We start from the raw sequence: 26,381 nt of genomic DNA, 5'->3' as shown, positions 1-26,381 counted from the left end.
GAATCACTCCCCAGTGAATTTGAGGCGCGATTCTATTTGCGAATGTTTATCAGTAAAGATTTTTATACGAACTTTACACAGTCTTTACATTTCTCGTGCTTTGGCACGGAACTGGTAAATAGACCTTATTTCCTCGATCACGTCCGCATAATTCAACGTAATGACTGAATCAGGCGTCGTACGTACGGCTATTAGGCGCGAACGAAAAGCGCGACTGATCGGTCATATTTTGATCTTGAGAAGAAATCTGACGAGATCATTACTCAGAATCAGCGAGGCAGGATGGGCCTAATCAGGTCAACGCTCGCGGCAAGAAGGGGTGGCAGTTTCAGCGCCAGATCAGCGAAGCCTCGATCTCGGTCAGCCTGGTGCAGCCAGTAAGCGCCATGGCCACCTCCAGTTCAGTGCGCAGCAGGTGCAGCACGTGGGCCACGCCGGAGGCCCCCGCCACAGCCAGGCCGTGCACGTAAGGCCGGCCGATCAGCACGGCGCTGGCGCCCAGGGCAAGTGCCTTGAATACGTCCGTACCGCGACGCACACCACCATCCAGCAGCAACGGCACCCTGCCCTGCACCGCCTGGGCGATCGCGGGGAGCACATCCAGGGTCGCCGGTAGGCTATCCAGGGTGCGGCCGCCGTGGTTCGACACCACGATGCCGGCTACGCCCTGCTCCACCGCCCGAACCGCATCGCGCGGGTTCATCACGCCCTTGACCAGCACCGGCAGGCGAGTGAGCGATTGCAGCCACTCAAGGTCCTTCCAGGTCGGCGCGCTGGTCAGCAGCGGGCTGCCGAACAACGGACTGGAGCCTGGCTGGGCGATGCTCGGCGGCAGGCTGCGCATGCCCTTCAGGTTGACGGCTTCGACGTTGGCGGGAAGCGCGAACGCGGCCCGTTGCTCGCGGTTGCGCAGGCCGTTCACCGGTGCGTCGACCGTCACGACCAGTGCGCGATAACCCGCCGCTTCGGCGCGCCGCACCAGCTCGCGGGTGAATTCGCGATCCGGCTGGATGTAGAGCTGGAACCAGAGCGGCGTTTGCGCCGCTTGGGCGACGTCTTCCAGGCTGACGCTGGCCTGGGTACTGACCACCATCGCCGCGCCCATGGCCGAGGCGCCGAGCACGCTGGCCAGTTCGCCGTCCGGGTGAGCCAGCTTCTGGTAGGCCACCGGGGCGAGGAGGATCGGGTAGTCGAGTTCGAGCCCGCAGAGTTCTAGTCGTGTATGTCCGCCGCCAAGGTCTTCCAGCACCCGGTTCAGCAGACGCGTGCGCTGGAACGCAGCCAGGTTGTCCGCCAGGGTCAGCTCATCGGCCGCCCCGCCGTTGAGGTAGGCCCAGGCCGAGGGCGTCATGCGCTCTCGGGCGAAGGCTTCGTAGTCGGCGACAGCGGCGATTTCAGTCACGGCGGCAGGCACTCCTGGCCCGCAGGGAGCCGGCTGACAAGCGATTGCAAATGGAAACGGCGCTCATCTTACTGCCGCTGCGGAGCGCGCGATATGACCGGCGCTGCGACACGGAATCGCCCCGTACAAACGACAAGGCCCGCCATGAAGGCGGGCCTTGTGTGAAGCACTTGACGGCTTACAGGTAGAAGGCCTTCAGCGGCGGGAAGCCGTTGAATTCCACCGCGCTGTAGCTGGTGGTGTAGGCGCCGGTGGACAGCCAGTACAGGCGGTCCTCAGCGGCCAGGTTCAGCGGCAGGCCGTACTTGTAGTTCTCGTACATGATGTCGGCGCTGTCGCAGGTCGGGCCGGCGATTACCACTTCTTCCATCTCGCCCTTCTTCTCGACCCAGATCGGGAACTTGATGGCTTCGTCCATGGTTTCGATCAGGCCGGAGAACTTGCCCACGTCGGTGTAGATCCAGCGCTCGACGGCGGTGCGCGACTTGCGCGCCACCAGCACGACTTCGCTGACCAGGATGCCGGCGTTGGCGATCAGGGAACGGCCCGGCTCGAGGATGATTTCCGGCAGTTCGTCGCCGAAGTCTTCCTTGAGGAAGCGGATGATTTCCTCGGCGTAGGTTTCCAGGCTGTTGGTGCGCTGGATGTAGTTGGCCGGGAAGCCACCGCCCATGTTGATCATCTGCAGGGTGATGCCGTCTTCTTCCTTCAGGCGCTCGAAGATCACCTTCACCTTGGCGATGGCGGCGTCCCAGACGTCGATGTCGCGCTGTTGCGAGCCAACATGGAAGGACACGCCGTAAGGCACCAGGCCCAGTTGCTTGGCGAGGATCAGCAGGTCCAGGGCCATGTCCGGGTTGCAACCGAACTTGCGCGACAGCGGCCAGTCGGCCGAGGTGGAGCCTTCGGTGAGGATGCGGACATAGACCTTGGCGCCCGGAGCGGCCTTGGCGATGTTGCGCAGGTCGGCTTCGGAGTCGGTGGCGAACAGGCGCACGCCCTTCTCGAAGAAGTAGCGGATGTCACGGGCTTTCTTGATGGTGTTGCCGTAGCTGATGCGCTCCGGGCCAACGCCGGTCTTCATCACCTTGTCCAGCTCATAGATGGAGGCGATGTCGAAGTTGGAACCCTTGTCACGCAGCAGTTCGGTGATCTCGGTGGCCGGGTTGGCCTTCACCGCGTAGTAGACCTTGGCGAAGGGGAAGCAGCTGACCAACTGATCGTAGGAATCAGAAATGGTCTGCTTGTCGATCACCACGAACGGGGTTTCTTGCTTGTCGGCGAATGCCTTCATGCGCTGGAAAGTTTCGGGCGAGAAATAGTCTTCGACCTTGATCGACATGCGAGGGACTCCATATGGCAAAACAAACGAAAGTTGTTAGGGGTGGCCCGGTGTTGCGTTGGACAACAGGCCTGAACGTCTGATCAGTTTCCCCACTTTGGTTCGCCTACTTCCCAAGGCATGTCGCCGAGGATCTTCAGTCGTTTCCGACATCAAACCTCTCGTCGTCAGTACTTGAGCCGGATGGATCGTTGCCAGCATGGACGTTCGGGCGCGAACTTTAGGACCACAAGAAGCGCAGATCAATCAAAAATTGCCGCTTTCTCGCATCCCTTTGTCGCTTGCCATGTTGACTGTTTCGAATCCTCAACAAAACGTCATGGAATGCTGCACAGATGCGGGTTTCAGGGTGATGACAGGGGGGCTCTGGCGGAGGTGATTTGATGAGCCCTGTAGGAGCGAGCTTGCTCGCGAACAGCCCCAAGCACGATCTTTCGCGAGCAAGCTCGCTCCTACAAAGTGTGTAGGCCCGGCTGGTGATCCGGGCGTAGGGTGCCCAAGATGCCCGGCGGCGCTGATCGAGCGTCCATTTCCCGCTATAATCCCGCGCTTTTCCGGGCCGCCCCCTGCCCGTCACATTTCCAGCCAGGCACGCACCCATGACCATCCAGGCCGCCGAAGTCGCGAAACGCCGCACCTTCGCCATCATTTCCCACCCCGACGCCGGTAAGACCACCATCACCGAGAAGCTGCTGCTGATGGGCAAGGCCATCGCCGTGGCCGGTACCGTGAAGTCGCGTAAATCCGACCGTCATGCCACCTCCGACTGGATGGAGATGGAAAAGCAGCGCGGCATCTCCATCACCACCTCGGTGATGCAGTTCCCCTATCGCGAGCACATGATCAACCTGCTCGACACCCCCGGCCACGAAGACTTCTCCGAAGACACCTACCGCACCCTGACCGCGGTGGACTCGGCGCTGATGGTCCTTGACGGCGGTAAGGGCGTTGAGCCACGCACCATCGCCCTGATGGAAGTCTGCCGCCTTCGCGACACGCCCATCGTCAGCTTCATCAACAAGCTGGACCGTGACATCCGCGATCCCATCGAGCTGCTCGACGAAATCGAAGCCGTCCTGAAGATCAAGGCCGCCCCCATCACCTGGCCGATCGGTTGCTACAAGGACTTCAAGGGCGTGTACCACCTGGCCCAGGACAAGATCATCGTCTACACCCCCGGCCACGGCCACGAACGCACCGAGATGAAGGTGATCGACAAGCTCGACTCGGATGAGGCCCGTGCCCACCTGGGCGACCTCTACGAGCGCTTCATCGAAGAGCTGGAACTGGTGCAGGGCGCCTGCCACGCGTTCGACAAGGAAGCCTTCCTCAAGGGCGAGATGACCCCGGTGTTCTTCGGTACCGCGCTTGGCAACTTCGGTGTCGACCAGGTGCTCGACTGCATCGTCGACTGGGCGCCGAAGCCGCTGTCCCGCGCCGCCCATGAGCGCAGTGTCGAACCGACCGAGGAGAAATTCTCCGGCTTCGTGTTCAAGATCCAGGCGAACATGGACCCGAAACACCGCGACCGCATCGCGTTCATGCGCATCTGCTCGGGCAAGTACGAGAAGGGCATGAAGATGCGCCATGTGCGCCTCGGCAAGGACGTGAAGATCGGCGACGCCCTGACCTTCTTCTCCTCCGAGCGTGAGCAGCTGGAAGAAGCCTTCGCTGGCGACATCATCGGCCTGCACAACCACGGCACCATTCAGATCGGCGACACCTTCACCGAAGGCGAGGCCCTGGGCTTCACCGGTATCCCGCACTTCGCCCCGGAACTCTTCCGTCGCGTACGCCTGAAGGACCCGCTGAAGTCCAAGCAGCTGCGCCAGGGCCTGCAGGAGCTGGCCGAGGAAGGCGCCACCCAGGTGTTCTTCCCCGAGCGCAACAACGACATCATCCTCGGCGCCGTGGGCGTGCTGCAGTTCGATGTGGTCGCCAGCCGCCTGAAGGAGGAATACAAGGTCGAGTGCGCCTACGAGGCGATCAACGTCTGGTCGGCACGCTGGATCGAATGCAAGGACGAGAAGAAGCTCAAGGAGTTCCAGGACAAGGCCTTCGAAAACCTTGCCGTGGACGGTGGCGGCCACCTCACCTACCTGGCCCCGACCCGCGTGAACCTCAGCTTGATGGAAGAGCGCTGGCCGGACGTGAAATTCCGCGCCACTCGCGAGCACCACTGACCGCGCCTTGTAGGAGCGAGCTTGCTCGCGAACCGGACCATCCGCTTCGCCAGCAAGCTGGCTCCTACAGAGTTCCCCTTGCCCCTATTGACGCCCTGAGCAAGCCTCCGTGTTTCCCCACAGGGAGCGCAACGGATGCGCTATCAAGGAAGGAACCTGCGTAAAGGCCGCCTCTCCGAGCCCGGCCGAATCTACCTGCTGACCACTGTCACACAGCAACGAATGCCGTTGTTCGCCTGCTGGGATTCTGCCTGTCTGGTCGCCCGGGAGCTCCATACACCCCAAGACGTGACCGATATCCAGACTCTCGCCTGGGTCTTGATGCCGGATCATCTGCATTGGCTCGTCCAGCTGCACACGGGAACTCTTGAAGCACATGTCCGGCGACTGAAGTCCCGCTCTGCTATTGGTGTGAATGCACGTACACACAGTAGCGGCCGGCTGTGGCAGAAGGGCTTTCACGACCATGCCCTCCGTAGAGAGGAAGACGTGCGGGCCGTGGCCCGCTATGTCGTTGCGAACCCCTTGCGAGCCGGGCTCGTGGAGAAGTTGGGGGATTACCCATTCTGGGATGCCATCTGGTTGTAGGAGCGAGCTTGCTCGCGAACCCTGCCCACACCATTCGCCAGCAAGCTGGCTCCTACATCCGAGCCTCGCCTATCCCTGTAGGAGCGAGCTTGCTCGCGAACCCCGACCACACCATTCACCAGCAAGCTGGCTCCTACATCCAAGCCGCGCATCCCCCTGTAGGAGCGAGCTTGCTCGCGAAGCACCGCCCCCGCCATTCGCCAGCAAGCTGGCTCCTACATCAGAGCCGCGCATCCCCCTGTAGGAGCGAGCTTGCTCGCGAACCCCGACCACACCATTCGCCAGCAAGCTGGCTCCTACATCAGAGCCGCGCATACCCCTGTAGGAGCGAGCTTGCTCGCGAACCCCGACCACACCATTCGCCAGCAAGCTGGCTCCTACATCAGAGCCGCGCATCCCCCTGTAGGAGCGAGCTTGCTCGCGAACACCACCCACGCCATTCACCAGCAAGCTGGCTCCTACATCCAAGCCGCGCATATCCCCGTAGGAGCGAGCTTGCTCGCGAAGCACCGCCCCCGCCATTCGCCAGCAAGCTGGCTCCTACATCCAAACCGCGCATCCCCCTGTAGGAGCGAGCTTGCTCGCAAACCCCGACCACGCCATTCGCCAGCAAGCTGGCTCCTACATCCAAACCGCGCATATCCCTGTAGGAGCGAGCTTGCTCGCGAAAGAACCACAACGATCTACGGATCGAGCGCACCGGAGGTCCAGGTGCTCGAAGGCGCCGAACCGGTGAACTTGGCAGCTATCGCGCCTTCCGGGATCAGCCGGTCGCGATAGCGGGTGACCATCACCCCCGCCTGTGGCGCTAGCAGCCGGTGTTCGCTGGACGGATCGCCGGGGATGGCGATGACACGGGCGAAACATTCACCGGCCTGGACGGCGTCGCCAAGCTCCCGCTCGAACACCAGCACCCCGGCAGTCGGCGCGAATACGGTTTCCATATGCCCGATAGGCACCGCCCTGCCCTGCCACGCCGGTAACTGCGCCGGTTCGGCGACAAGGCCACGGGCGCAGAGGAAGGTATAGAGCCCATCGGCGTCCTGTTGCGCCAGGGTGTCACTGACGTCCGCCTGCCCACGCAACTCGACGGTGGACACCAGGCGACCCTCAACACTTCCCTCCGCCAGCCAGGGCGCAATCACCACTTCCTCGAAGGCACCATCGCCGTCCCCCTCCCAGATGATCGCGACTTCGGCCCCAAGGGCCGCCGCAAGGTCCTGCCCGGCGGGCCAGAAGCACTGGTGCAGGTAGACGTATTGCAGCGCTTCGTCGTCCGTGTGCAGGTCAAGGACGATGTCGGCATCCGCAGCGAGCGCGGCCAAGGCCTTCTGCCAGACAGCCAGGTTGCCCACGGGCCGGACCTGCGCCGCTGCCCCGGGAAAGCCGCGATTGAAATTTCGGCTGCTGGACTCGTGCACGCGACCCAGGATGCGTCCATGACGGAACTGGCCGATGCCCAAAGGGTTGGCCTGGGGCACCACGGTGACGCAGCCGTGCAGCAGACCGTTGTCAGCGGCCTGGACCAGGCGCGGCAGCAGCTTGTGCAGCACCAGCATGCCGGCGATCTCGTCCGCGTGGACCCCTGCCTGCAAGTGAACCCTGGGGCCCGGTTTGCCACTGTCCAGGCGCCAGGCCGGTACCCGCAGCTGGACACCGGAATCACTCGGAACATACAGGGAGACGTCTTCGATCATGTCCTACCTCCTCTTGGCCGCCGGACGAGTCCGGACGGTTGGTTTGTCCTCGGGCCAGGCGGTACTATCCAGGCCCATCGAGCGAAGGAAATCGCCCCTTGGATACGCCCCGCGAACGACAGCCCCGCACCAACCCCGACGAACGCCGTGAACATCTGGTGCGCGCGGCGTTGCGCTGCCTGGTCGCCGAGGGCCACGCGGGTATTTCGGTGCGCCGCATCGCCAAGGAGGCCAACGTCGCCGTTGGCCTGATCAATCATTACTTCGGTAGCATCGACGCCCTGGTCGCACAGGCCTACGAGACCCTCGCCAGCGAGGTCGCCCAGGCCCTGGTCGCGCGCATCGACGCCGCTGGCCCGGCACCTGCCGCGCGCCTCGAAGCCTTCCTGACCGGCTACTTCTCGCCGGTCACCCTGGACCCCGACCTGCTCAGCCCCTGGGTGGTGTTCTGGAGCCTGATCCGCCATTCCCCGCAAGTGAACGAAGCCCACGAACGCACCTACGGCGGCTCCCTGGTACTGCTGGAAAAGCTGCTCTCGGAGCTGGCTCACGAAGAAGGCTTTTCCATCGCCAAGCCACGTCTGGCGGCCATCGGCCTTTCGGCCATGCTCGACGGACTGTGGCTGGAGTGGTGCCTCAATCCCGCCAACTTCAGTGCTGAAGAAGGCCTCGAGATCAGCCGCCGTTGGGTCGATAGCCTGCGGCGTGGGGCTTATGCCTGACGCAATCCCGTAGGATGGGTTGAGCCTGCGATACCCATCATCACCGTCGATGGGTATCGCTTCGCTCAACCCATCCTACGTAGCGAATGAATTCGCCCCCACAGGACAGTCACCTTCGCCTAATTCGCGCGGCGGAACATGCTTCGTCGCTCCGCCAGGCCGAAGCCCATTTCGATCATGAAGGTCAGGCAAACGTAGATACCCGCCACCATCAACAACGGCTGGTAGATCTGGAAGGTCTGCGCACGCACCACGTTGGCAGCCCCCAACAGGTCGACCACGGCAACGGTGGAGGCCAGGGCGGTGGACTTGAGCAGCATCACCGTTTCGCCGGCCAGGGTCGGTAGCAACAGGCGGATCGCCCTGGGCAGCCAGACGCGGTACAGCACCAGGCGCTGACGCATGCCGAAAGCCGCCGCAGCCTCCAGCTCGCCCCTGGGCACGGATTTCATGCCGCCACGAATGACTTCGCCGACATAGGCCCCCACCGAGAGCACCAGGGCGAAGACGATGTACCAGAAGCCATCACGCAGGTAGGGCCAGAGGAAGCTGCCGCGAATCAACGGGAACTGGGCAAACAGGCTGCCAAGGCCGTAGTAGAAGATGTAGATCTGCACCAGCAGCGGCGTGCCGCGAATCACGCTGGTGTAGGCAAGGCTCGTTCCCGCCAGCAACGGGTTGCGAGACATCCGCGCCAACGCCACCAGCAGCGCCAGGACAAAGCCCAGGCCGGCGGAGATGACGAGGATGAGCAAGGTGGTGCCAAGGCCGTTGAGCAGCAATTTGCCGTAGTCGAATATCCAGGTGACGGTCATCACAGGCCCTCGCTCACACCGATGGGGTCCAGCGGCGGAAGCGCCGCTCGAGCCAGCCGGAAAACAGGTTGGAGAGCACCGTCAGCAGGTAATAGAAGACTGCGGCGGTGAGGTAGAAGGTCAGGTATTGGCGGGTCGAGCCGGCCGCCTGCTTGGCGGTGAAGAGCAGCTCGTTGGTGCCGACCACGCTGATCAGGGCGCTGTCCTTGATCAGGTTGACCCAGAGGTTGGCCATGCCGGCCAGGGCGTTGGGTGCCATGATCGGCAAGGTCACCCGGTGGAACAGGCTGAACCCGTTAAGGCCGAACGCGCGTGCGGCCTCGATCTGCCCATGGGGAATGGCCTGGATGGCACCCCGGAATATCTCCGAGGCATAGGCGCCCTGTACCAGGCCGAGCACAGCGATGGCCACCACCGTGCCGTTGAGTTTGAGATCGCCGTAGCCGAGCCAGGCGAACAGCTTATTGAGCCCCATCGAACCCACGTAGTAGAGCAATAGGATCAGCAGCAGCTCGGGCACAGCGCGACACAGGGTCGTATAGCCACGCATGAGCTGCGCAACCGGGCGCGGACCGTTGAGCTTGCCCATGGCGACGGCAAGACCGATCAGCATGCCGACCAGGAAGGCACCGACGGAAATCTGCAGGGTTACCCACAACCCCTTGAGCAACGCCGGGCCCCAGCCCTGGGCACCGAAGCCGACCAGTTCAAAGTAAGACTGCATTGCAGGCCCTCATCGAGGCGGAAATGCGCCATCCCGGTCGAGCCGGGATGGCTCCGGAGGTCACTGCTTCGGCGCGACGCTGACGTCGAAGTACTTGGCGGAGATGGTCTTGTAGTCCTCGCTGGCCAGCAGCTTGCCAATGGCGTCGTCGAGGCGCGCCTTGAGGGCGGTGTCTTCCTTGCGCAGGCCGGCGCCCACGCCTCGGCCGAACAGCGGATCGTAGGGCACCTCGCCTTTGTTCTCGATACCGGCGGCCTGGGCATCAGGGGATTTGACGAAGGCGCTGACGGCAATGCCGTCGGCCATCATCAGGTCGATGCGCCCCGCCACCAGATCGGCGTTCACCGAGTCCTGGGTGTCGTAGTAGCGCACGTCGGCGATGTCTTCGTAGTGCTGCTTCAGGTAGTTGGAGCTGACGGTGGAAAGCTGCACGCCGACCACCTTTCCTTTGAGTCCTTCGGGGCTGACGGCGACATCCAGCGCCTTGGGCGCCGCCACGGCGACCGGGGTGTCGTAATAGGCGCGGCTGAAGGCGATCTGTTTCTCGCGTTCCTCGGTGACGGACATGGAGTTGAATATGACATCCACCTTCTTCGCCATCAGAGCCGGAATCAGGCCATCCCAGGCCACCTCGTCAATCTCGCACTGGGCCTGCATCTGTGCACAGAGCGCACGGATCAGGTCCGGCTCGAAGCCTGCCCACTGGCCGTCCGGCTGCTTGCTGGAGAACGGCGGATAGGGCTCCGCCGCCATCGCGAACTTCAGGGTTTCGGCCTGCGCGCCCACCGCGCCTGCCATGAGCATTACCGCACCCGCCATCCAACGTGCCAGTTGAGACTTCTTCATGGTTTCTGCCCTGCTTGATGTTGTTGTGGTTAGAGCTTGTCGAACTGGCCGCGCCCGGCGGCCGGAATCAGCGATTCTGGTGGGCGGTGACGAACTGCCGGCAGCGCTCGCTGCGCGGTCTCAGGAACACCTCCTGAGGCGGCCCTTCCTCTTCGATGCGGCCCTGGTGGAGGAAGGCGACATGGCTGGAAACGTCGCGGGCGAAGGCCATTTCGTGGGTGACCAGGATCATCGTGCGGCCCTCTTCGGCAAGGGAACGGATCACCCGCAGCACTTCGCCCACCAGTTCAGGGTCCAGCGCCGACGTAGGCTCGTCGAACAGCATGACCTTGGGTTCGACCGCCAATGCACGGGCGATCGCCACGCGCTGCTGCTGGCCGCCGGAGAGGAATGACGGGTATTCATGGCGCTTGGCGGCCAGTCCCACCCGCTCCAGCAGTGCCTCGGCCCGCTCGATGGCTTCGGCGCGGCTTTCACGCAATACCTGAATGGGCGCCTCGATGAGATTTTCCAACACGGTGCGGTGCGGCCAGAGGTTGAAGCTCTGGAACACCATGCCGAGACGCGAGCGAATACGGGTCAGTTGCTTCTGGTCCGCCACCATCGGTTCGCCGATACGGCTGGTGGTGAGACGAATACTCTCGCCATCGACCGTGACGGTGCCCTGGTTGGGGATCTCCAGCATGTTGATGCAGCGCAGCAATGTACTTTTGCCCGATCCGCTGGCGCCGATCAGCGACACCACTCCGCCCTCCCGGGCGGTCAGCGAAACGCCCTTGAGTACCTCGAACTGGCCAAAGCGCTTGTGGATAGAATCCACCTCCACCATTTTCGGCCGCTCGATTTTCTCGGCCCGAACATCGGCGGGAACGGTCGGGCGTACTTCGATGAACGAGCCTGATCCCAGGCTGCTGGCAAAACGGCGAATGCGCGCGCAGGCATCGGCCAATTGCGCTTCACCCAAGCTGTAGGACAGGCGCACGAAGCCATCTGCGGAAGGGCCGAAGGCCGCGGCATCCAGCACCGAGACGCCGGTCTCGCGGAACAGTTTCCAGGCGAAGTCCAGGGAGCTGAGGCCGCTGCCGCGTACGTCCAGCAGGACGAACATCCCCGCCTCGGGCTTCAGCACCTTGAGCGGTGCGCAATTCTGCAGCGCCTCGACCACCAGGTCGCGGCGACGGCGGTAGAGTTCACGCATTTCCCCGGTCACCTGGTCGTAGGTGCGCACGGCGGTCAACGCCGCTTCCTGCACGAAGCCAGGAAGCCCATACAGCACGTTCAACGCCAGGTTTTCGATATGGGCCACCAGCTCGGGGCCAGCCACCACCCAGCCGGTGCGCCAGCCGGTCATGGCGTGGGACTTGGACAGGCTGCCGATACTGACGGTGCGCTCGTGCATGCCCGGCAATGTGGCGAAGTAGCGGTGAGGCTGTTCGAAGGTCAGGCTCTCGTAGACCTCATCCACGACGACCCACAGGTCATGCTGCTGCGCCAGCTCGGCGATGACCTGCATTTCCTCGGTGTTGAGTACCACGCCGGTCGGGTTGTTGGGGTTGGCGAAGAAGATGGCGCGAGTTCGTTCGCTGATGGCCGAGCGCAAGGCGCCGAGGTCAGGGCGGAAGCCGCCCTCCGCCGGACAGGGCACGCGCACCAGCGTGGCGCCGGTGGCCTTCAGGGTGGCTTCGTAGGTGACGTAGACCGGATCGAAGACGATGACCTCATCACCGGCTTCCAGCAGGCACATGGCCGCCGCATAGAGCCCGTTCTGCGCGCCCGCCACGAGGATCGCGCTGTCCGCAGTCACCGGCTGGCCGGTCAGGCGGCCGTGCAGATCGGCGATGGCCTGGCGCAGCTCAGGGCGGCCGGCGACGTCGCAGTAATGAGTATCACCCGCTTGCAAGGCCTGTATGGCTGAGGCGGTGATGGGTTCCGGGGTGGCGAAATCCGGGTCGCCGATGCTGAGGACGATCACATCCTCGCCCGCACGTTGGGCGGCGATGGCCGCGTAGTGAATATCCCAGGCGGCTGTGCCTGGCCCTGCCATTCTCTCCACAAGCGAAGCGAAACGCATGTTCGGGCCCCATTGCTAAGGGTGGAATCCGGGTCACGTGGCTGCATCGGCGAACCGGCGAGTGGGGCCAACCATAGCCCAGCATGAACGAGTGTTCAATAGCGTTTTCAGCCTTGTTTCCCTGGCCCTCCGCGATGCCCCGAGGCAGAGCGGATGCACCGGAAAAATCCGCCCGAACGCCCTGGGAATGGGCATGTCGAACCGGGAAAAGGCGGTATATGCTGGCGCCATGCTGATCGATACCCATAACCACCTGGACTTCCCCGACTTCGACGCTGACCGCGACGAGGTCCTGGCGCGCTGCCGCGCATTGGGCGTTCGCCGGCAAGTGTTGCTCGGCGTCTTCCGTGAGAACTGGGAGCGGGTCTGGGACATGGCCAATGCCGGGGATGACTTCTGCACCGCGCTGGGCCTGCATCCGATCTACCTGGCGCAACACCGGGATGAGCACGTGCGGGAACTGCGCCAGTGGCTGGAGCGCCATGCGGGCAATCCCAAGCTCTGCGCGGTGGGCGAAATCGGCCTGGACTACTTCGTCGCCGAGCTGGACCGTGACGCCCAGCAGCGCCTGTTCGAGGCACAGCTGGCGCTCGCGGCGGAGTTCGAGCTACCGCCGCTGCTGCATGTACGACGCAGTCATGCAGCGGTGATCGCTACCCTGAAGCGCTTCCGTCTCAAGCGTCCCGGCATCATCCACGCCTTCGCCGGCAGCCTCGAGGAGGCGAAGGAGTACCGCAAGCTGGGCTTCCGCCTGGGCCTTGGCGGGGCTCCCACCTGGACCCAGGCCAATCGCCTGCGCAAGGTGGTGGCGCAGTTGCCGCTGGAGGACATCGTCCTGGAAACCGACTCGCCGGACATGGCGCCCGCCATGCATCCCTACGGCCGCAACAGCCCGGAGTTCCTCCCGGATATCTGCCTGGCACTGGCGGAGATTCGTGGCGTTACGCCCGAGGAGCTGGCCAACGCCAGCACCCGCAACGCCTGTGAAGTGTTCGGCTGGCACGACCTGGCGGAGTGAGCATGACGTTTCGCACATCGGTCCGGGAGCCTTGTAGGAGCTAGCTTGCTAGCGAAAAGGGGCCATTCGCTGGCAAGCCAGCTCCTACAGAAAACGCAAAAAACACGCACAAAAAAGCCCGCCAATCGGCGGGCTTTTTCATGAGATCAAACCTCAGACCCGGAACGCACCAATCAGTTGCTTGAGCTGCGCGACCTGGCCGGACAGCTCGCGACTGGCCTTCTCGGTCTGACTCGCCCCTGCGGCGGTGCGCTCGCCGGCGTGGTTGATCTCCACGATGTTCTGGTCGATATCGTGGGCCACTGCGGTCTGCTGTTCAGCGGCGGCGGCGATCTGCTGATTCTGGTCGACGATCATGCCCACCGCGCCGAGGATGTTTTCCAGCGCGGCCTGCACCTTGCCGGACTGGTTGACGGTGCCGTCGGCCATCTGGTGGCTGACATTCATCGCCTTGACCGCAGCGCCGACTCCGCCCTGCAGCTTGGCGATCATCTGCTCGATTTCCTCGGTGGACTGCTGGGTACGCTTGGCCAGCGTACGCACCTCGTCTGCCACCACGGCGAAACCACGCCCCTGCTCTCCCGCACGCGCTGCTTCGATGGCAGCGTTCAGGGCCAGCAGGTTGGTTTGCTCGGCGATGCCTTTGATCACTTCCAGCACGCGGCTGATGGAGGCGCTGTCCGCAGCCAGCTGGTTGATCACGCTCACCGACTGGTCGATCTCGCTGGCCAGTTTCTCGATGCTGCCCAACTGGGACTCCACCAGGGCGCGCCCGCTGACGGTTTCCTGGTTGACGCTCTGGGCGCTGTCCACGGCCGCGGCGGCACTGCGCGCCACTTCTTGCGCGGTGGCAGACATCTGGTTCATGGCCGTGGCCACCTGCTCGATCTGGCTGCGTTGCCCGGCGACGGCGATGTTGCTTTCACCCGAAACCTGCTCGACGCGGCCGGCCTGGCGCTCCACTTCGGAGACGGTGTGGCCAACCAGTTCGATCAGATCGTGGATCTTCGCCACGGTGCCGTTGAACACCTGGCCCAACTCACCCAGCTCATCACGACTCTCGGCGCGGAAGCTCACGGTCATGTCGCCGCCGGCAACCTGGTCCATCACCTTGCCCAGGCTCTTCAACGTGGTGCGGGTGGACACATAGAAGCCGCTGTAGAGGTAGACGATGGCGAGGAACACCACCACCAGCGCCACCACCAGCAACACGGTCTGTACGCGCTTGCCAGCCAGGCGGCTTTCCAGCTCGGCCTTGAGGAACGCCAGGGCGCCGTCGTTGAGCTGGTAGGTCTTTTCCAGAGAGGTGCTGACCTGGTCGTAGAACTGCTGCCAGGGCGTGTCGAGGGTGTCGGCCATGATGACCTTGTCCTCGAACAGCGTGGCGTTCTGCTTGATGGTGTCGCGGCTGGCGGCGGTCAGCGCATCCAGCGCCTGATGACCGCGCGGACTGCCGTCGAGGGCATCGGCGATCTTCAGGCCGTACTCAGCGTTGAGCTTGTCCAGGTCCAGCAGCAGGTCGTCGAGCTTGGTGCTGGCGGCGGAGTTGAGGAAGCCCTGGCCAAGGGAATAGGCACCAATGGCGCGGCCCTTGCCGAGTGCCATGGTGACTTGCGGCGTGGTAGTGGTGACCAGCTCGGTGATCTGGCGCACGTCAGCCTGGTCGTCCTGGCTGAGGCCGGCCTGGCCGGAGACGAACTTCATGAAGACCTGGGAGTTGCCCAGCAGCTTCTCGATCATCGCGCTCTTGCTCTGCAGGGACGTCTCGCCCTTGGCAGCCTGCAAGGCGGCAACCAGCTCGTCGCGCTTGGTATTGAAGGCTTCGACCTGCTCAGGCTCGGAGGCGACCGGCGCCAGCCCCTGGAGGGTCTTGAGCAGATCCTGCTCGAGGCTGGTGATGCGCTTCTCCAGGTCCCCGGCCTGACCCGACTGGCCGATCATCGAGTTGATCAGGACCAGGTCGTTGAGGCTTTCCAGATTGCGCCGCACATTCAGGCTGGCACCCAGCAGGTCCAAGCTCTGCAGCTCGGACCGGGTATTGACGAATTGACGGTAGGAGTCGCGCACCAAGTAGAAATTGGTGATCAACATCGGCAGGAAGAACAGAACACTGATCAGACTGAACTTCATGCCGAAGCTGAGTCGGTTCATCAGGGCGATGGCAGGATACAACAGGGTCTTCACGAGACGTCTCCTGTTCTCATTTATTGTTATGGGCGCGCTCCGAACGACTGACAGTGCTCCGCCAAGGCCCGGCAGCTTCTCCCCACTGCCAGACGGCGACCGGATTTCAATCAGCTACTTCTGTGAGCTATGTCAGACAATTCTGGCGCGCCCATCTGTGTACCCGATATCGGCAGGAGTTTCTGTAACTAAAGGTTAAGCAGGAAGGACCCGCCCGACGGCTGCATCGGGCGGGGATGGAGCGGAGATCAGAACAGCAGCGCCCAGACGGCGAAGCCGGCGTACCAGAGCACGGCGGCGCGAACCAGCAGTTGCCAGAGAGCGTCCAGGGTTGCCACGCCGGCATCGCCGCTGACGGGCTCCGGCAGTTCGGCGGCGGCACGACCGGCCAGTTCGATGTACTGCCGGGCCGAGATGTCCCAGTTCAGCAATTCATGCAGCAGCACCCGGCTGACCCCGACGAAATTGCCCACCAGCGAGAAACTCGCTGCCAGCACGCGGACAGGCAGCCAGTCGAAGGCATGACGAATCGACTCCGCACGCTCTTGCAGGGCAGGCGTCGCAGCATGCTCGGCCGCCAGCGCAAACAGCCGGTAGGCCAGGGCCGCCACGGGCCCCAGCAGCGCATACCAGAAGATCACCGCAAAGAAGCCTTGATACGCCTGCCAGAGCTGATAACCCTGAACCTGTTGCAACAGGTCGCCGCCCTCGTCCGCCTCCAGTCCGAGGTCGCGTTCGGCGACGTGATAGGCAGCCTGGGTGTCACCGCGACGCCAGGCATCACGGAAGGGGCCGAGGTCGGACAGCACATCTCCACGCCCCAGGCTGTAGATGATCACCAGCAGGTGCACCGGCAACGCCAGCCAGCCATAGGCCACCGGTTCCAGGAGCAGCAGGACCAGCGCCAGCAACACCAGCGGCGGCAATACCAGCAGCGCCAGGATCGCCCAGGGACGCTCGCTCAAGCGTGGGTTGGTCTCAGCCTTGGCCAGTTCGCGCAGCCAGAAGCCGTCTTGCTGGATATGCCGGCGCCAGGCAGAGAACTTCTCGATCCAGAGCACCAGCAACAACACCAGAAAATACATGAGTCCCTCCTCTTCCTAAGGTTTGAGTGCAGCCCGCAGACGCGCCCAATCGAATGCCGGCCCCGGATCGGTCTTGCGGCCCGGGGCGATATCGCTGTGGCCGCAGATTCGCTGCGGCGTGATGGCCGGGAACGCGAGGCGCAACTGCTCCACCAATGCGATCAGCGCAGCGTACTGAGGTTCCGTGAACGGCAGATCATCGGTGCCTTCCAGCTCGATTCCCAGGGAAAAATCGTTGCAGTTGTCCCGCCCGTCGAACAGGGAAACGCCCGCGTGCCACGCACGTTCATTGCAGGACACGAACTGGGTGACGTCGCCATCCCGCTCGATCAGGAAATGCGCGGACACCTTGAGATCGCGAATGCCCTCGAAGTAGGGATGCTCGGCGGGATCGAGGCGATTCTGGAAGAACTCCTGCACCTTTCCCGTGCCGAACTGCGCGGGCGGCAGGCTGATGTTGTGGATCACCAGCAGTGAGACTTCCCCCTGCGGGCGACAGTTGAAGTTGGGCGATGGGCAGTGGCTGATGCCCTGGCACCAACCGGATGCGAGGTCCAGCTGCATGTCGGCTCCTTGGTCTGCCGCCCACTTTAGGCGCAGTGGAGCCATTTTAGCGAGAGGTGAGCGGAAGCTGACATTCGTAGGTTGAGGCTGAGCGCTGCGAAGCCCAACGTGCAGGGTGGAGGCATGGTCATGTTGGGTTTCGCTTCGCTCTACCGCAACCTACAAAAGCGGTGTGCAGAAGTCCCGCACTTTGGTCCGGCTCAAGCTCCCTTGAGCCGACGCAGGTTGCCGATCACCGATTCCAGTGCGCGATCGAACAGGAGGGCATCGTCCAGCAGACGAATCGCCTGACGGCGGAACTCCACCGCGAGGCCCATTCGGGTCTTCTCCAGCACCTTCATACCGGTACGGTTGACGAAGATGTACTTGCCGGTGGGCTTGATCAGCGCCGCCAACTTGCAGCGCAGCTTGTGCTCTTCGTCTTCCTGGAACTCGACCCAGCTGCCGACTCGCAGGTTATCGACAAAACCAAGGGCCTCTTCGTCATCCGCCAGGCTGACCTCGGGCTCCTGCACCTGGGATTCACCGGGTGCGGCCAGGACGATTTCCTCGACCACGGCAACCATGGCCGGTGCGTCCTCTTCCGGCTCATCTTCATCCGGCAGATCGAGCAGCAGAGGCGGTGACTCGAGGCCGTCGTCGGCCACCACTTCCACCGGCTCGGGTTTGCGGAAACGCTGGAAAGCCTGGACGTGCAAGGCCTCCAGCTGGCTGAAGAATTCACTGGTGGAGAAGGGATCGAACGCGGCGCTGGCCAGCCCTTCGCGCAGGGACTTGAGCAGGCCCGGCACCAACTCCAGCAGGCGGGCGCGCGCCTCGGGGGCCTCGTGAGGCTCCACGCTCCAGATCAGGTCGTCCATCGTCTGCTGGCTGGCCTGCCATTCAGACGACTCCACGCCGTGCTTGAGGCAGCTCAGCAGCATGACCTTGCTCCAGGCTTCCTGCAGCAGGCGCACCACCACTTCCGGCAGGGTGCGGCCCAGCAGACGCTGATTGAGCGCTTCCTCTACCTGCCGACGAGCCAATTCCGCCTTCGCGCGGCCTTCTTCGGCATCGCGGGTGCGCTGCTCCAGGAGCTCGCTGCGACGGCGCTCGTCACCGGTGTAGGAAAGGAACTCGGCAAGCAACTCGGAGAAGATCGCCGGATCGTCGACGAAGTCGTTCAGCAGGCGCTGCACCACTTGTTCGATGCGCTGGTAGAGATTGTCGCGCTGGGCATCGTCTTGCTCCACCCAACCCAGCGCGGCGGAGGCGATTTCGTTGAGCAGGCGACGCGCCGGATGGCTGCCACGACTGAAGAAGGTCTTGTCCAGCAGGGCGACCTTGAGCATGGGGATCTGCATCCGGCCGATGAGGGCCTTGAGCGAATCCGGCAGGGTGCGGTCGTCGAGGATGAACTCGAAGAGCATCGAAACGAGGTTGATGACATCGTCGTCCACCTGCCCCACCACCCGTGCGCGGCCGCTGCGGGCACTGGCGCGGGTCAGCAACTGGTCGAGGCTCACGCGCAGGTCGTAGTCATCGTTGTGCTGTTGTGGCAGATGCTGCTGCAGGTGCGATAGCAGTCGCATCAGATCGATGCTGCTCACCGGCACCGCGTCGGCGGGATGCTGGCGTGCTGGAAACGCGGTGCCGCGAACCTGGGACAGCAGGTCCTGAAGTACACCGAAGACTTCTTGCACGCCCTCGTCATGGGCTTGCCCAGCGCCCACGGTCGCAGCACCAGACTGGGGTGGCGGCGCACTGGGGGCGGACTGATGCGGTTGGCGCCGCGCCGGTGCAGAACGCAGGTCCGGCAGCACGCCGGCCGCTACCAGCAGTTGGTTGGCTTCGGCGTAGATCTGGTCCAGCTCGGTGAGTACGTACTTCTCGAACAGCTTGAGGATGATCAGCTTGACCTTGATCTCGACGCCAAGGCTGCGACACGCATCGAGGAAAACCTCGCACAGCAGACGCGGGCCCAACGGGTTGGACTTGTCCTCGACCTTCTTGCTGACCAGGGTATTCAGGCGGGTGGTGAGGTGGCCGAGGGCAATGCCATCGCGAGTCATCACCTTGGCGACCATGGCGTCCAGCGCCACGGCTTCTTCGAGTTCGTCGTTCTGCACCAGGGACAGGGTGTCGAAGGACACCTTATCCAGTTGCGGCGCCTTGCCTATCTCGTACTGATTGAGGGACGAGAATGACTCGAAGACCTTCTGCAGGAAGGTCCGCTCGATGCTCTTGCGCTTGAGCCGCAGGTCGCGCATCGCCTCGAAGAAGGCATTCTGCTCGGCGTTGCTGGTGGCACGGTCCGCCATCTCGAAGAGGGTGTCGTCCGCATTGTCGAACAGCACCTGAAGCGTCTGCTTCAGCTGCAATGCCACTTTGTCGCGCACCTGGATCAAGGCCACGGGCAGCCTTCCTACCGGCGAGGTTGGCGATTGCTGGGCGGCCCCCTTGTTCAGCGGCACCACCTTAGCGTCGGTCTGCATCACGAGCCTCCCGCAGGCCGAGCCCTTCCAAAGGACCTATCGGACCACGATTCGAACATGGGGAGTCATCCATAACGTCAAGCATCTGGCGTCAAAAATAGAAATTTCCGACGTCATTATAGGGATGCTGCTGTGACAACCAAGCGGCGTTTTCCTACAGACATGAATTAAGTCACAGATGCAGGGCTTCCCACCGACAAACGCACGGCATGCCCTCTGACTTCTAGCAGAAAGCGCGGACCGGTTGTTCATCGGCACTGCGCCGGTCGTCGGCAGCCTTTATAATCGCCGCCATCCTGCTTGCGGAGCCCACCATGCCCAACCTTCTCCTCGCTGACCTCGCCGCTGAAATCGAGGCCAACGTACGCACCGCCCTCAAGGAAGACATCGGCAGCGGCGACATCACCGCCCAGCTCATCCCGGAGGATCGCCAGGCCCGCGCAACCGTGATTACCCGCGAAGCGGCCATCATCAGCGGTACCGCCTGGGTAAACGAGGTATTCCGCCAGCTCGATCCGCGCGTGAAAGTGGAATGGCAGGTCCAGGACGGCCAGCGCGCCGAAGCCAACCAGGCCCTGTTCCACCTCGACGGCCCGGCCCGTGCCCTGCTCAGCGGCGAGCGCAGCGCTCTCAACTTCCTCCAGTGCCTGTCGGCTGTCGCCACCCGCGTTGGCCACTATGTGGAACTGGTGAAAGACACCCAGGTGAAGCTCCTCGACACCCGCAAGACCCTGCCCGGCCTGCGCCTCGCACAGAAATACGCCGTGACCTGCGGCGGCGGCCACAACCACCGCATCGGCCTGTACGACGCCTTCCTCATCAAGGAAAACCACATCGCAGCCAGCGGCGGCATCGCCCAAGCCATCGAAGCCGCCCACCGCATCGCCCCCGGCAAGCCCGTGGAAGTTGAAGTGGAAAGCCTGGACGAACTGAAGCAGGCCCTCGAAGCCGGCGCCGACATCATCATGCTCGACGAACTCAGCCTCGACGACATGCGCACCGCCGTCACCCTCACCGCAGGCCGCGCCAAACTCGAAGCCTCCGGCGGCGTCAACGAAACCACCCTGCGCACCATCGCCGAAACCGGCGTCGACTACATCTCCATCGGCACCCTGACCAAAGACGTCAAGGCCATCGACTTGTCGATGCGACTGACCCTCTGAGCCAAACACCAGACAACAAAAAAGCCCCGCGATTGCGGGGCTTTTTGTTTGGATCATGGTGCCGGTGAAAGGAATCGAACCCTCGACCTTCTCATTACGAATGAGCTGCTCTACCGACTGAGCTACACCGGCGGCGGAGCGTAAGCTAGCACTTCATCCATCCCATGGGCAAACGGATCTATTTTCGTGCTTGAAGCTGAGAGCAGATATTGCGTGCGCCCATATCGCAAGCTGTTTGCAATGCCGCTTTCGCTTCGTCATGTCGCCCTAAACCATCCAGCGCCTCCGCTCGCCCCAAGTGGGGTTTTACAAACCCGGGAAATGCCTCAATCGCTCGGTCAAAGTCCGCCAGCGCAAACACCCACTCCTTCCGCTCCAAATATATGATTCCGCGATTAAGTCGAGCAATAGCGTATGACGGTTTACGCTCCAGTGACTTTGTATAATTCTCAAGCGCCTCCTGCTTCCGCCCAACCGCATACTGAGTTACTGCGACATTATAATAAATTCTATATCCACCTAGAACTCCAGCCGCCTCACCGCGTCGCTCCAATAACTGCTGTGCTTCCATCCAGGCCGAAAATGGATGGGAAAGCACGCTTAGCCGGTCCAATGATAGAGACAGATAAAACAGCGAAAGCAGCGGAACAAGCACAAAAATAATGTTCCTACTCAAACGCCTAGCCAACACCGCAACTGCAACAAAAACAATAGGCATCCACAAGTAGCTACGATACAGAACGAAACATTCCTGCAGTCTCACGGTGGAAAATTCAGTGAAAAACATTATACCGGGCATAATTAAAGCCCACCCTAACAAACCCAATACCCTCCCCTTCCAAAGCAACAGAACCGCAACAACACCATATACAGAGAAGACAGCAACCCCTAGCCAGAGGGACAGAGAATTAAAATCCAGGGGAAAGGCTTCTCGCATGTCTATCGAAATCCAAGAGGGATTTGGTAGCAACCAAAGCAAGAAATACTTAAAGAACAGGCCAGCCTGATTAAGAACACTTAGCGGGTAGAGCAATGAACTCGAAACATCTAGCTCACCCTCCAGAACCTCACCAGTCATTTGCTCATAAGGACTAAGGAGAACCCATTTGGAGTAACAAGTGATTGCGATAGAAGTGGCAAACAACAACACCAGAACAGCGAACACTTCAAATCTCGGAACCCTCAATTGCAACCCACTTCGAAGATGCAGCGCCAAAAGCAACACGGCCGCCACAGGAAGCATCACTACGTGCTCCTTGGCTAGACTGGCAATAACAAAAAGAGGGACAGCCCCCCAAAGAGCAACTCTCGCTCCAGATAGACCACGCCAAAACGCATGCAAACTCAAAAGCACAAAGAGCGTAGCACACAGGATTGTGCGCTGAGCTAGATAAGCCTGGGTATAAACAGCAATAGGATGAAATGCAAACAACCCAGCTGCCAACAGAGCAGCCGCACCCGAGCTGACATAACGGCCCGGATATACGTCCAGATCCAAAATAAGCCTATGCGAGAAGAAGTACAGTGCGACACAGACCAGCATGTGTACAAACAAATTACCAAGACGCTCCCAGAGTACCTCATCGCCGAATATAGACTGAGTTAATGCAAAGCTTGCATTTACCCACCCGCGCGGTTCAAGCAGGAATCCATGCTGAAGGTAACTTGCCATTGCCTCAGGTCGAAACAGATAGAGATCATCAAAAATCAGCGGATTTGACAGGAACGGGAGGCACAATCCCAGCAGCGCACAAAACAGCAAGAGCAACACCAAGGCACGCTGCGCTTCCCTCATTTCAAGAGCCTCACTTTTCTAAAACCCGAATGAAACAATGCCTCGCGTCGCGAGGCATTGTTACTACACAAGCAGAACGGTCAAGCCGAAGCTGCTGCAGAATTCATTACTGCTTGACGTAGCCTGCAGTGACACAACCACCGCTGAAGGTCCAGGTCAGCACGCTACCGGCACCTTCAGCCGGAGTAAGGACACAGGTCTCAGTCGCCGCAATACCTTTGACTGCGTTCGGCGTCGCGGTAATAACCCCGTTTGCTCCTACGCTAACCGCGTTAAGCACGCCAACGGTACGGCTGGCCAGTGCCGGCGGAATGCCATGAGTACCTGCTGCACCGCACGTACCCAGACCACCTTCAGTCTGATAGCACTCAGCCACGCCAACCTTGAAGGGCTCCATACCGGCAGTAACTTCAGAGTAAGCAGCACGCTTTACATAGTTCTGGTATGCCGGCAGAGCAATTGCCGCCAAGATGCCGATAATGGCAACCACGATCATGAGTTCAATCAGGGTAAAGCCTTTTTGAGCCTTCATTATGTATCTCCAAATTGTTGAAGGTCGAACGACCTAAACGCTTTAAAGCACTTACCGTGCCAAATCTCGCCGCGCCAACCTCCCACCGATCAATACGGCCTCCGCCCGCTTGCAGCCAAACCCTCAGACGCTCGACAGCACACGAAAAGCCAGTAACTGCCTTTTTTTGTCACCCGCTGGCTGACCATTTGGCGGCCCGTCGCATCTACGTTATAAGGCAATGTCAAATCCATCGACGACACTTGTCATGACTGAAACCTCGCCCACGCTTTCTGGCCTTGCCAAACAGTTGGTTCTCACCAATTTGCTGGATGAAAGAAGCGCGCTTCAGGCCCACACCCAAGCACAGCGCAACAAGATTCCGCTGATTACGTATCTTGTGCAGAACAAGCTGCTGAAGAGCCGCGACTTGGCTGAGATGGCTGCCGAACAGTTTGGGGTCGCCTTCCTCGACTTGAGCAGCGTCGACAAGGATTCACAACCCAAGGAACTCGTCAGCGAGAAGCTGATTCGCCAGCACCGTGCCCTTCCCTTATGGCGTCGCGGCAACAAGTTATTCGTCGCCATTTCCGACCCCACGAATCACCAAGCCGTTACCGATATCCAGTTCAGTACCGGTCTGAACACCGAAGCGATCCTGGTCGAAGACGACAAGCTGGGAGATGCTATCGAGAAATTCTTCGACTCTGCCAACAGCGGCATGGAGGACCTTGGAGACGTTGACCTAGATGGCGTGGACGTTGAAGCAGTTGACGAGGACAAGAAGGATAATCCGGGCGGTGCAGATGCCGACGATGCGCCGGTGGTACGCTTCGTCAACAAGATGCTGCTGGACGCCATTCGGGGCGGCTCCTCGGATCTGCACTTCGAGCCCTACGAGCGCGCCTACCGGGTTCGCTTCCGCACCGACGGCATGCTACATGAGGTGGCCAAACCACCGATCCAGTTGGCCAGCCGCATTGCAGCCCGTCTGAAGGTCATGGCTGCGCTGGATATTTCTGAGCGCCGAAAGCCTCAGGACGGCCGGATCAAGATGAAGATTTCCAAGGCGAAATCCATCGACTTCCGCGTCAACACCCTGCCTACCCTGTGGGGCGAGAAGATCGTGATGCGGATTCTCGACCCCACCAGTGCGCAGATGGGTATTGATGCATTGGGCTACGAGGAAGAACAAAAGGAGCTCTACCTGACCGCCCTGAAGCAACCGCAGGGGATGATTCTGGTAACTGGACCTACTGGCTCAGGCAAAACGGTTTCCTTGTATACCGGCATCAATATTCTCAACACCGTGGATATAAACATTTCCACGGCTGAAGACCCGGTGGAGATCAACCTCGAAGGCATCAACCAGGTCAACGTCAACCCAAAACAGGGCATGGACTTCGCCCAGGCCCTGCGTGCCTTCCTGCGTCAGGATCCGGACGTGATCATGGTGGGCGAAATCCGTGACCTGGAAACGGCCGAAATTGCCATCAAGGCGGCCCAAACCGGCCATATGGTGCTTTCGACGTTGCACACCAACAGCGCCGCCGAAACGTTGACGCGTTTGCGCAATATGGGCGTGCCGGCCTTCAACATTGCCACGTCGGTCAACCTCATCATCGCCCAGCGCCTGGCGCGCAAATTGTGTGGCCATTGCAAGAAGGAACTGGATATCCCACGAGAAACACTGCTCAAAGAAGGTTTTCCGGAGGACAGAGTTGGCAGTTTCAAGCTTTACGGGCCGGTAGGCTGCGAAAACTGCAACCAGGGCTACAAGGGCCGAGTGGGTATTTATGAAGTGGTTAAAATCACGCCCCCCCTGCAGCAGCTTATTATGGAGGAAGGCAACTCCATCCAGATCGCCCAGCAGGCGCGCCGCGATGGCTTCAGTGACCTGCGAACCTCCGGCCTGGTAAAAGCCATGAAAGGCATCACCAGCCTTGAGGAAGTCAACCGCGTGACCAAGGATTAACCATGGCGGAAAAAGCGCTGAAAACTAGTACCTTCACCTGGGAAGGCACGGATAAGAAAGGTAGCAAGGTCAAGGGTGAACTTTCGGGACAGAATCCGGCGCTGGTAAAAGCGCAGTTGCGCAAACAGGGCATCAACCCTACCAAGGTACGCAAGAAATCTACCTCGCTGCTGAGTGCAGGGAAGAAGATCAAGCCCCTGGACATCGCTCTGTTTACCCGCCAACTGGCCACCATGATGAAGGCCGGCGTGCCTCTTATGCAGTCGTTCGACATCATTGGTGAAGGCTTCGAGAAGCCGGCGATGCGCACGCTGGTGAATGAGGTCAAGCAGGAAGTCTCGTCAGGTAATAGCCTAGCTAACTCCCTCCGGAAGAAGCCTGAATACTTCGATGAGCTGTATTGCAACCTAGTGGACTCTGGTGAGCAGGCGGGCGCCCTAGAAACCCTGCTAGACCGTATCGCAACCTACAAGGAAAAGACCGAGGCACTAAAGGCCAAGATCAAAAAGGCGATGAACTATCCGATCGCCGTGGTCGTTGTCGCCATCGTCGTTTCAGCGATCTTGCTGATCAAGGTTGTGCCACAGTTCCAGATGGTCTTCGAGAACTTTGGTGCGGAGCTTCCCGCTTTCACACTGATGGTGATTGGTCTTTCGGAATTACTGCAGAACTGGTGGTTTGTCGTCCTTGCGGTATTCTTCGTCGCGGGTTTTGTCATTCAACGCGCCCACAAGAGTTCCGAGAAGTTTCGGGATTGGACTGATCGGTCAGTGCTGAAACTCCCGATCATTGGCGACATCCTCTACAAATCTGCAGTAGCTCGCTTCGCGCGTACATTGGCCACTACATTCGCGGCAGGCGTTCCTCTCGTGGACGCGCTGGATTCGGTGGCAGGAGCCAGCGGAAACGTCGTGTTCCGAACGGCGGTGCTCAAGGTAAAGCAGGATGTTTCCACCGGCATGCAGCTAAATTTTTCGATGCGCACCACCGGCGTATTCCCAGCCATGGCTATACAGATGACCGCTATCGGCGAAGAGTCCGGTGCATTGGATGACATGCTCGACAAGGTTGCAGGCTTCTACGAAGCCGAAGTGGACAACGCCGTCGACGGCCTAACTTCCCTGATGGAGCCCATGATCATGGCCGTGCTCGGTGTGTTGGTCGGTGGCCTGATCATCGCGATGTACCTCCCCATTTTCCAACTCGGCAGCGTCGTCTAAGC

The 26,381-nt window shown here is 61.2% G+C and carries 20 protein-coding genes, 1 tRNA gene and 1 pseudogene; 7 read left to right on the top strand and 15 right to left on the bottom strand.

The features are described from left to right. Positions 1-328: 328 nt before the first annotated feature. Both DM872_RS20655 and DM872_RS20650 read right to left on the bottom strand, forming a co-directional pair. Complete coding sequence (locus tag DM872_RS20655; protein ID WP_179061224.1) at positions 329-1,351, bottom strand: alpha-hydroxy acid oxidase; 1,023 nt, start codon at positions 1,349-1,351, stop codon at positions 329-331. Positions 1,352-1,580: 229 nt separating this feature from the next. Continuing rightward, a complete protein-coding gene (locus tag DM872_RS20650) occupies positions 1,581-2,744 on the bottom strand; it encodes a type III PLP-dependent enzyme (protein WP_077525051.1) in 1,164 nt (387 codons plus the stop codon). A 599-nt stretch (positions 2,745-3,343) separates the two neighbouring features. On the opposite strand from DM872_RS20650, the gene DM872_RS20645 reads away from it, so the two are divergent. After that, on the top strand, positions 3,344-4,927 hold the full coding sequence (locus DM872_RS20645; protein ID WP_179061201.1) for a peptide chain release factor 3: 1,584 nt from the start codon (positions 3,344-3,346) through the stop codon (positions 4,925-4,927). A 135-nt stretch (positions 4,928-5,062) separates the two neighbouring features. Then, complete coding sequence (locus DM872_RS20640) at positions 5,063-5,515, top strand: REP-associated tyrosine transposase (RefSeq protein WP_179061200.1); 453 nt, start codon at positions 5,063-5,065, stop codon at positions 5,513-5,515. 683 nt (positions 5,516-6,198) lie between these two features. Here the strand turns inward: DM872_RS20640 and DM872_RS20635 are convergent. Further along, positions 6,199-7,212: a succinylglutamate desuccinylase/aspartoacylase domain-containing protein gene (locus DM872_RS20635; RefSeq protein ID WP_179061199.1), complete on the bottom strand. Its 1,014-nt coding sequence runs from the start codon at positions 7,210-7,212 to the stop codon at positions 6,199-6,201. Positions 7,213-7,310: 98 nt separating this feature from the next. Here DM872_RS20635 and DM872_RS20630 point away from each other — a divergent pair, with 98 nt between their 5' ends. After that, the gene (locus DM872_RS20630) at positions 7,311-7,934 is read left to right on the top strand and encodes a TetR family transcriptional regulator C-terminal domain-containing protein (RefSeq protein ID WP_179061198.1); all 624 of its coding nucleotides are present in this window, start codon (positions 7,311-7,313) and stop codon (positions 7,932-7,934) included. A gap of 119 nt (positions 7,935-8,053) precedes the next feature. Here DM872_RS20630 and DM872_RS20625 read toward each other — a convergent pair whose 3' ends face one another. The 4 genes from DM872_RS20625 to DM872_RS30745 all read right to left on the bottom strand — a co-directional run bounded on the left by DM872_RS20625 (position 8,054) and on the right by DM872_RS30745 (position 12,390). Beyond that, entirely contained in the window at positions 8,054-8,749 is a 696-nt protein-coding gene (locus DM872_RS20625) for an ABC transporter permease (protein ID WP_179061197.1), read from the bottom strand. A 13-nt stretch (positions 8,750-8,762) separates the two neighbouring features. Beyond that, complete coding sequence (locus DM872_RS20620; RefSeq protein WP_179061196.1) at positions 8,763-9,473, bottom strand: ABC transporter permease; 711 nt, start codon at positions 9,471-9,473, stop codon at positions 8,763-8,765. Positions 9,474-9,533: 60 nt separating this feature from the next. Continuing rightward, complete coding sequence (locus tag DM872_RS20615; protein ID WP_179061195.1) at positions 9,534-10,319, bottom strand: transporter substrate-binding domain-containing protein; 786 nt, start codon at positions 10,317-10,319, stop codon at positions 9,534-9,536. A gap of 67 nt (positions 10,320-10,386) precedes the next feature. Continuing rightward, positions 10,387-12,390, bottom strand: coding sequence for an aminotransferase class I/II-fold pyridoxal phosphate-dependent enzyme (locus tag DM872_RS30745; RefSeq protein WP_179061194.1), 2,004 nt, complete (start codon positions 12,388-12,390; stop codon positions 10,387-10,389). A gap of 193 nt (positions 12,391-12,583) precedes the next feature. Between DM872_RS30745 and DM872_RS20605 the strand changes: the two genes are divergently transcribed. Then, positions 12,584-13,408 carry a TatD family hydrolase gene (locus DM872_RS20605; RefSeq protein WP_256873441.1) on the top strand — a complete coding sequence of 275 codons (825 nt, stop codon included), beginning with the start codon at positions 12,584-12,586 and terminating at the stop codon, positions 13,406-13,408. 153 nt (positions 13,409-13,561) lie between these two features. Here the strand turns inward: DM872_RS20605 and DM872_RS30960 are convergent, their stop codons facing one another. From DM872_RS30960 to DM872_RS20585, 5 genes and pseudogenes are all read right to left on the bottom strand, one after another. Then, positions 13,562-14,266: a methyl-accepting chemotaxis protein gene (locus DM872_RS30960; RefSeq protein WP_373273729.1), complete on the bottom strand. Its 705-nt coding sequence runs from the start codon at positions 14,264-14,266 to the stop codon at positions 13,562-13,564. 153 nt (positions 14,267-14,419) lie between these two features. Then, a pseudogene (locus DM872_RS30955) lies at positions 14,420-14,767 on the bottom strand (HAMP domain-containing protein); the annotation flags it as partial. A gap of 1,073 nt (positions 14,768-15,840) precedes the next feature. Beyond that, entirely contained in the window at positions 15,841-16,677 is an 837-nt protein-coding gene (gene ampE / locus DM872_RS20595; RefSeq protein ID WP_179061192.1) for a regulatory signaling modulator protein AmpE, read from the bottom strand. A gap of 15 nt (positions 16,678-16,692) precedes the next feature. Then, complete coding sequence (ampD, locus tag DM872_RS20590) at positions 16,693-17,241, bottom strand: 1,6-anhydro-N-acetylmuramyl-L-alanine amidase AmpD (RefSeq protein WP_179061191.1); 549 nt, start codon at positions 17,239-17,241, stop codon at positions 16,693-16,695. 200 nt (positions 17,242-17,441) lie between these two features. After that, complete coding sequence (locus DM872_RS20585) at positions 17,442-19,715, bottom strand: DUF1631 domain-containing protein (RefSeq protein ID WP_179061190.1); 2,274 nt, start codon at positions 19,713-19,715, stop codon at positions 17,442-17,444. Positions 19,716-20,029: 314 nt separating this feature from the next. Between DM872_RS20585 and nadC the strand changes: the two genes are divergently transcribed. Next, positions 20,030-20,878, top strand: coding sequence for a carboxylating nicotinate-nucleotide diphosphorylase (gene nadC, locus DM872_RS20580; RefSeq protein ID WP_179061189.1), 849 nt, complete (start codon positions 20,030-20,032; stop codon positions 20,876-20,878). A 56-nt stretch (positions 20,879-20,934) separates the two neighbouring features. Here nadC and DM872_RS20575 read toward each other — a convergent pair. The 3 genes from DM872_RS20575 to DM872_RS20565 form a co-directional block, all read right to left on the bottom strand. Further along, positions 20,935-21,010: transfer RNA gene (locus DM872_RS20575), tRNA-Thr, on the bottom strand. A 46-nt stretch (positions 21,011-21,056) separates the two neighbouring features. Continuing rightward, positions 21,057-22,673 carry a tetratricopeptide repeat protein gene (locus DM872_RS20570; RefSeq protein ID WP_179061188.1) on the bottom strand — a complete coding sequence of 539 codons (1,617 nt, stop codon included), beginning with the start codon at positions 22,671-22,673 and terminating at the stop codon, positions 21,057-21,059. A gap of 106 nt (positions 22,674-22,779) precedes the next feature. Beyond that, positions 22,780-23,205 carry a pilin gene (locus DM872_RS20565; protein WP_179061187.1) on the bottom strand — a complete coding sequence of 142 codons (426 nt, stop codon included), beginning with the start codon at positions 23,203-23,205 and terminating at the stop codon, positions 22,780-22,782. Between the two features lie 247 nt (positions 23,206-23,452). On the opposite strand from DM872_RS20565, the gene pilB reads away from it, so the two are divergent. Together pilB and DM872_RS20555 are read left to right on the top strand one after the other, a co-directional pair. Next, on the top strand, positions 23,453-25,159 hold the full coding sequence (pilB, locus tag DM872_RS20560) for a type IV-A pilus assembly ATPase PilB (protein WP_179061186.1): 1,707 nt from the start codon (positions 23,453-23,455) through the stop codon (positions 25,157-25,159). Between the two features lie 2 nt (positions 25,160-25,161). Continuing rightward, on the top strand, positions 25,162-26,379 hold the full coding sequence (locus tag DM872_RS20555) for a type II secretion system F family protein (RefSeq protein ID WP_218649455.1): 1,218 nt from the start codon (positions 25,162-25,164) through the stop codon (positions 26,377-26,379). The last annotated feature ends 2 nt before the right edge of the window (positions 26,380-26,381 follow it).

Origin of the sequence: Pseudomonas taiwanensis, assembly GCF_013393345.1 — a bacterium.
GTDB lineage: Bacteria > Pseudomonadota > Gammaproteobacteria > Pseudomonadales > Pseudomonadaceae > Metapseudomonas > Metapseudomonas resinovorans_C.
Note: the sequence above shows the minus strand (reverse complement) of the source record. Positions and strands in the feature narration are given on the sequence as shown.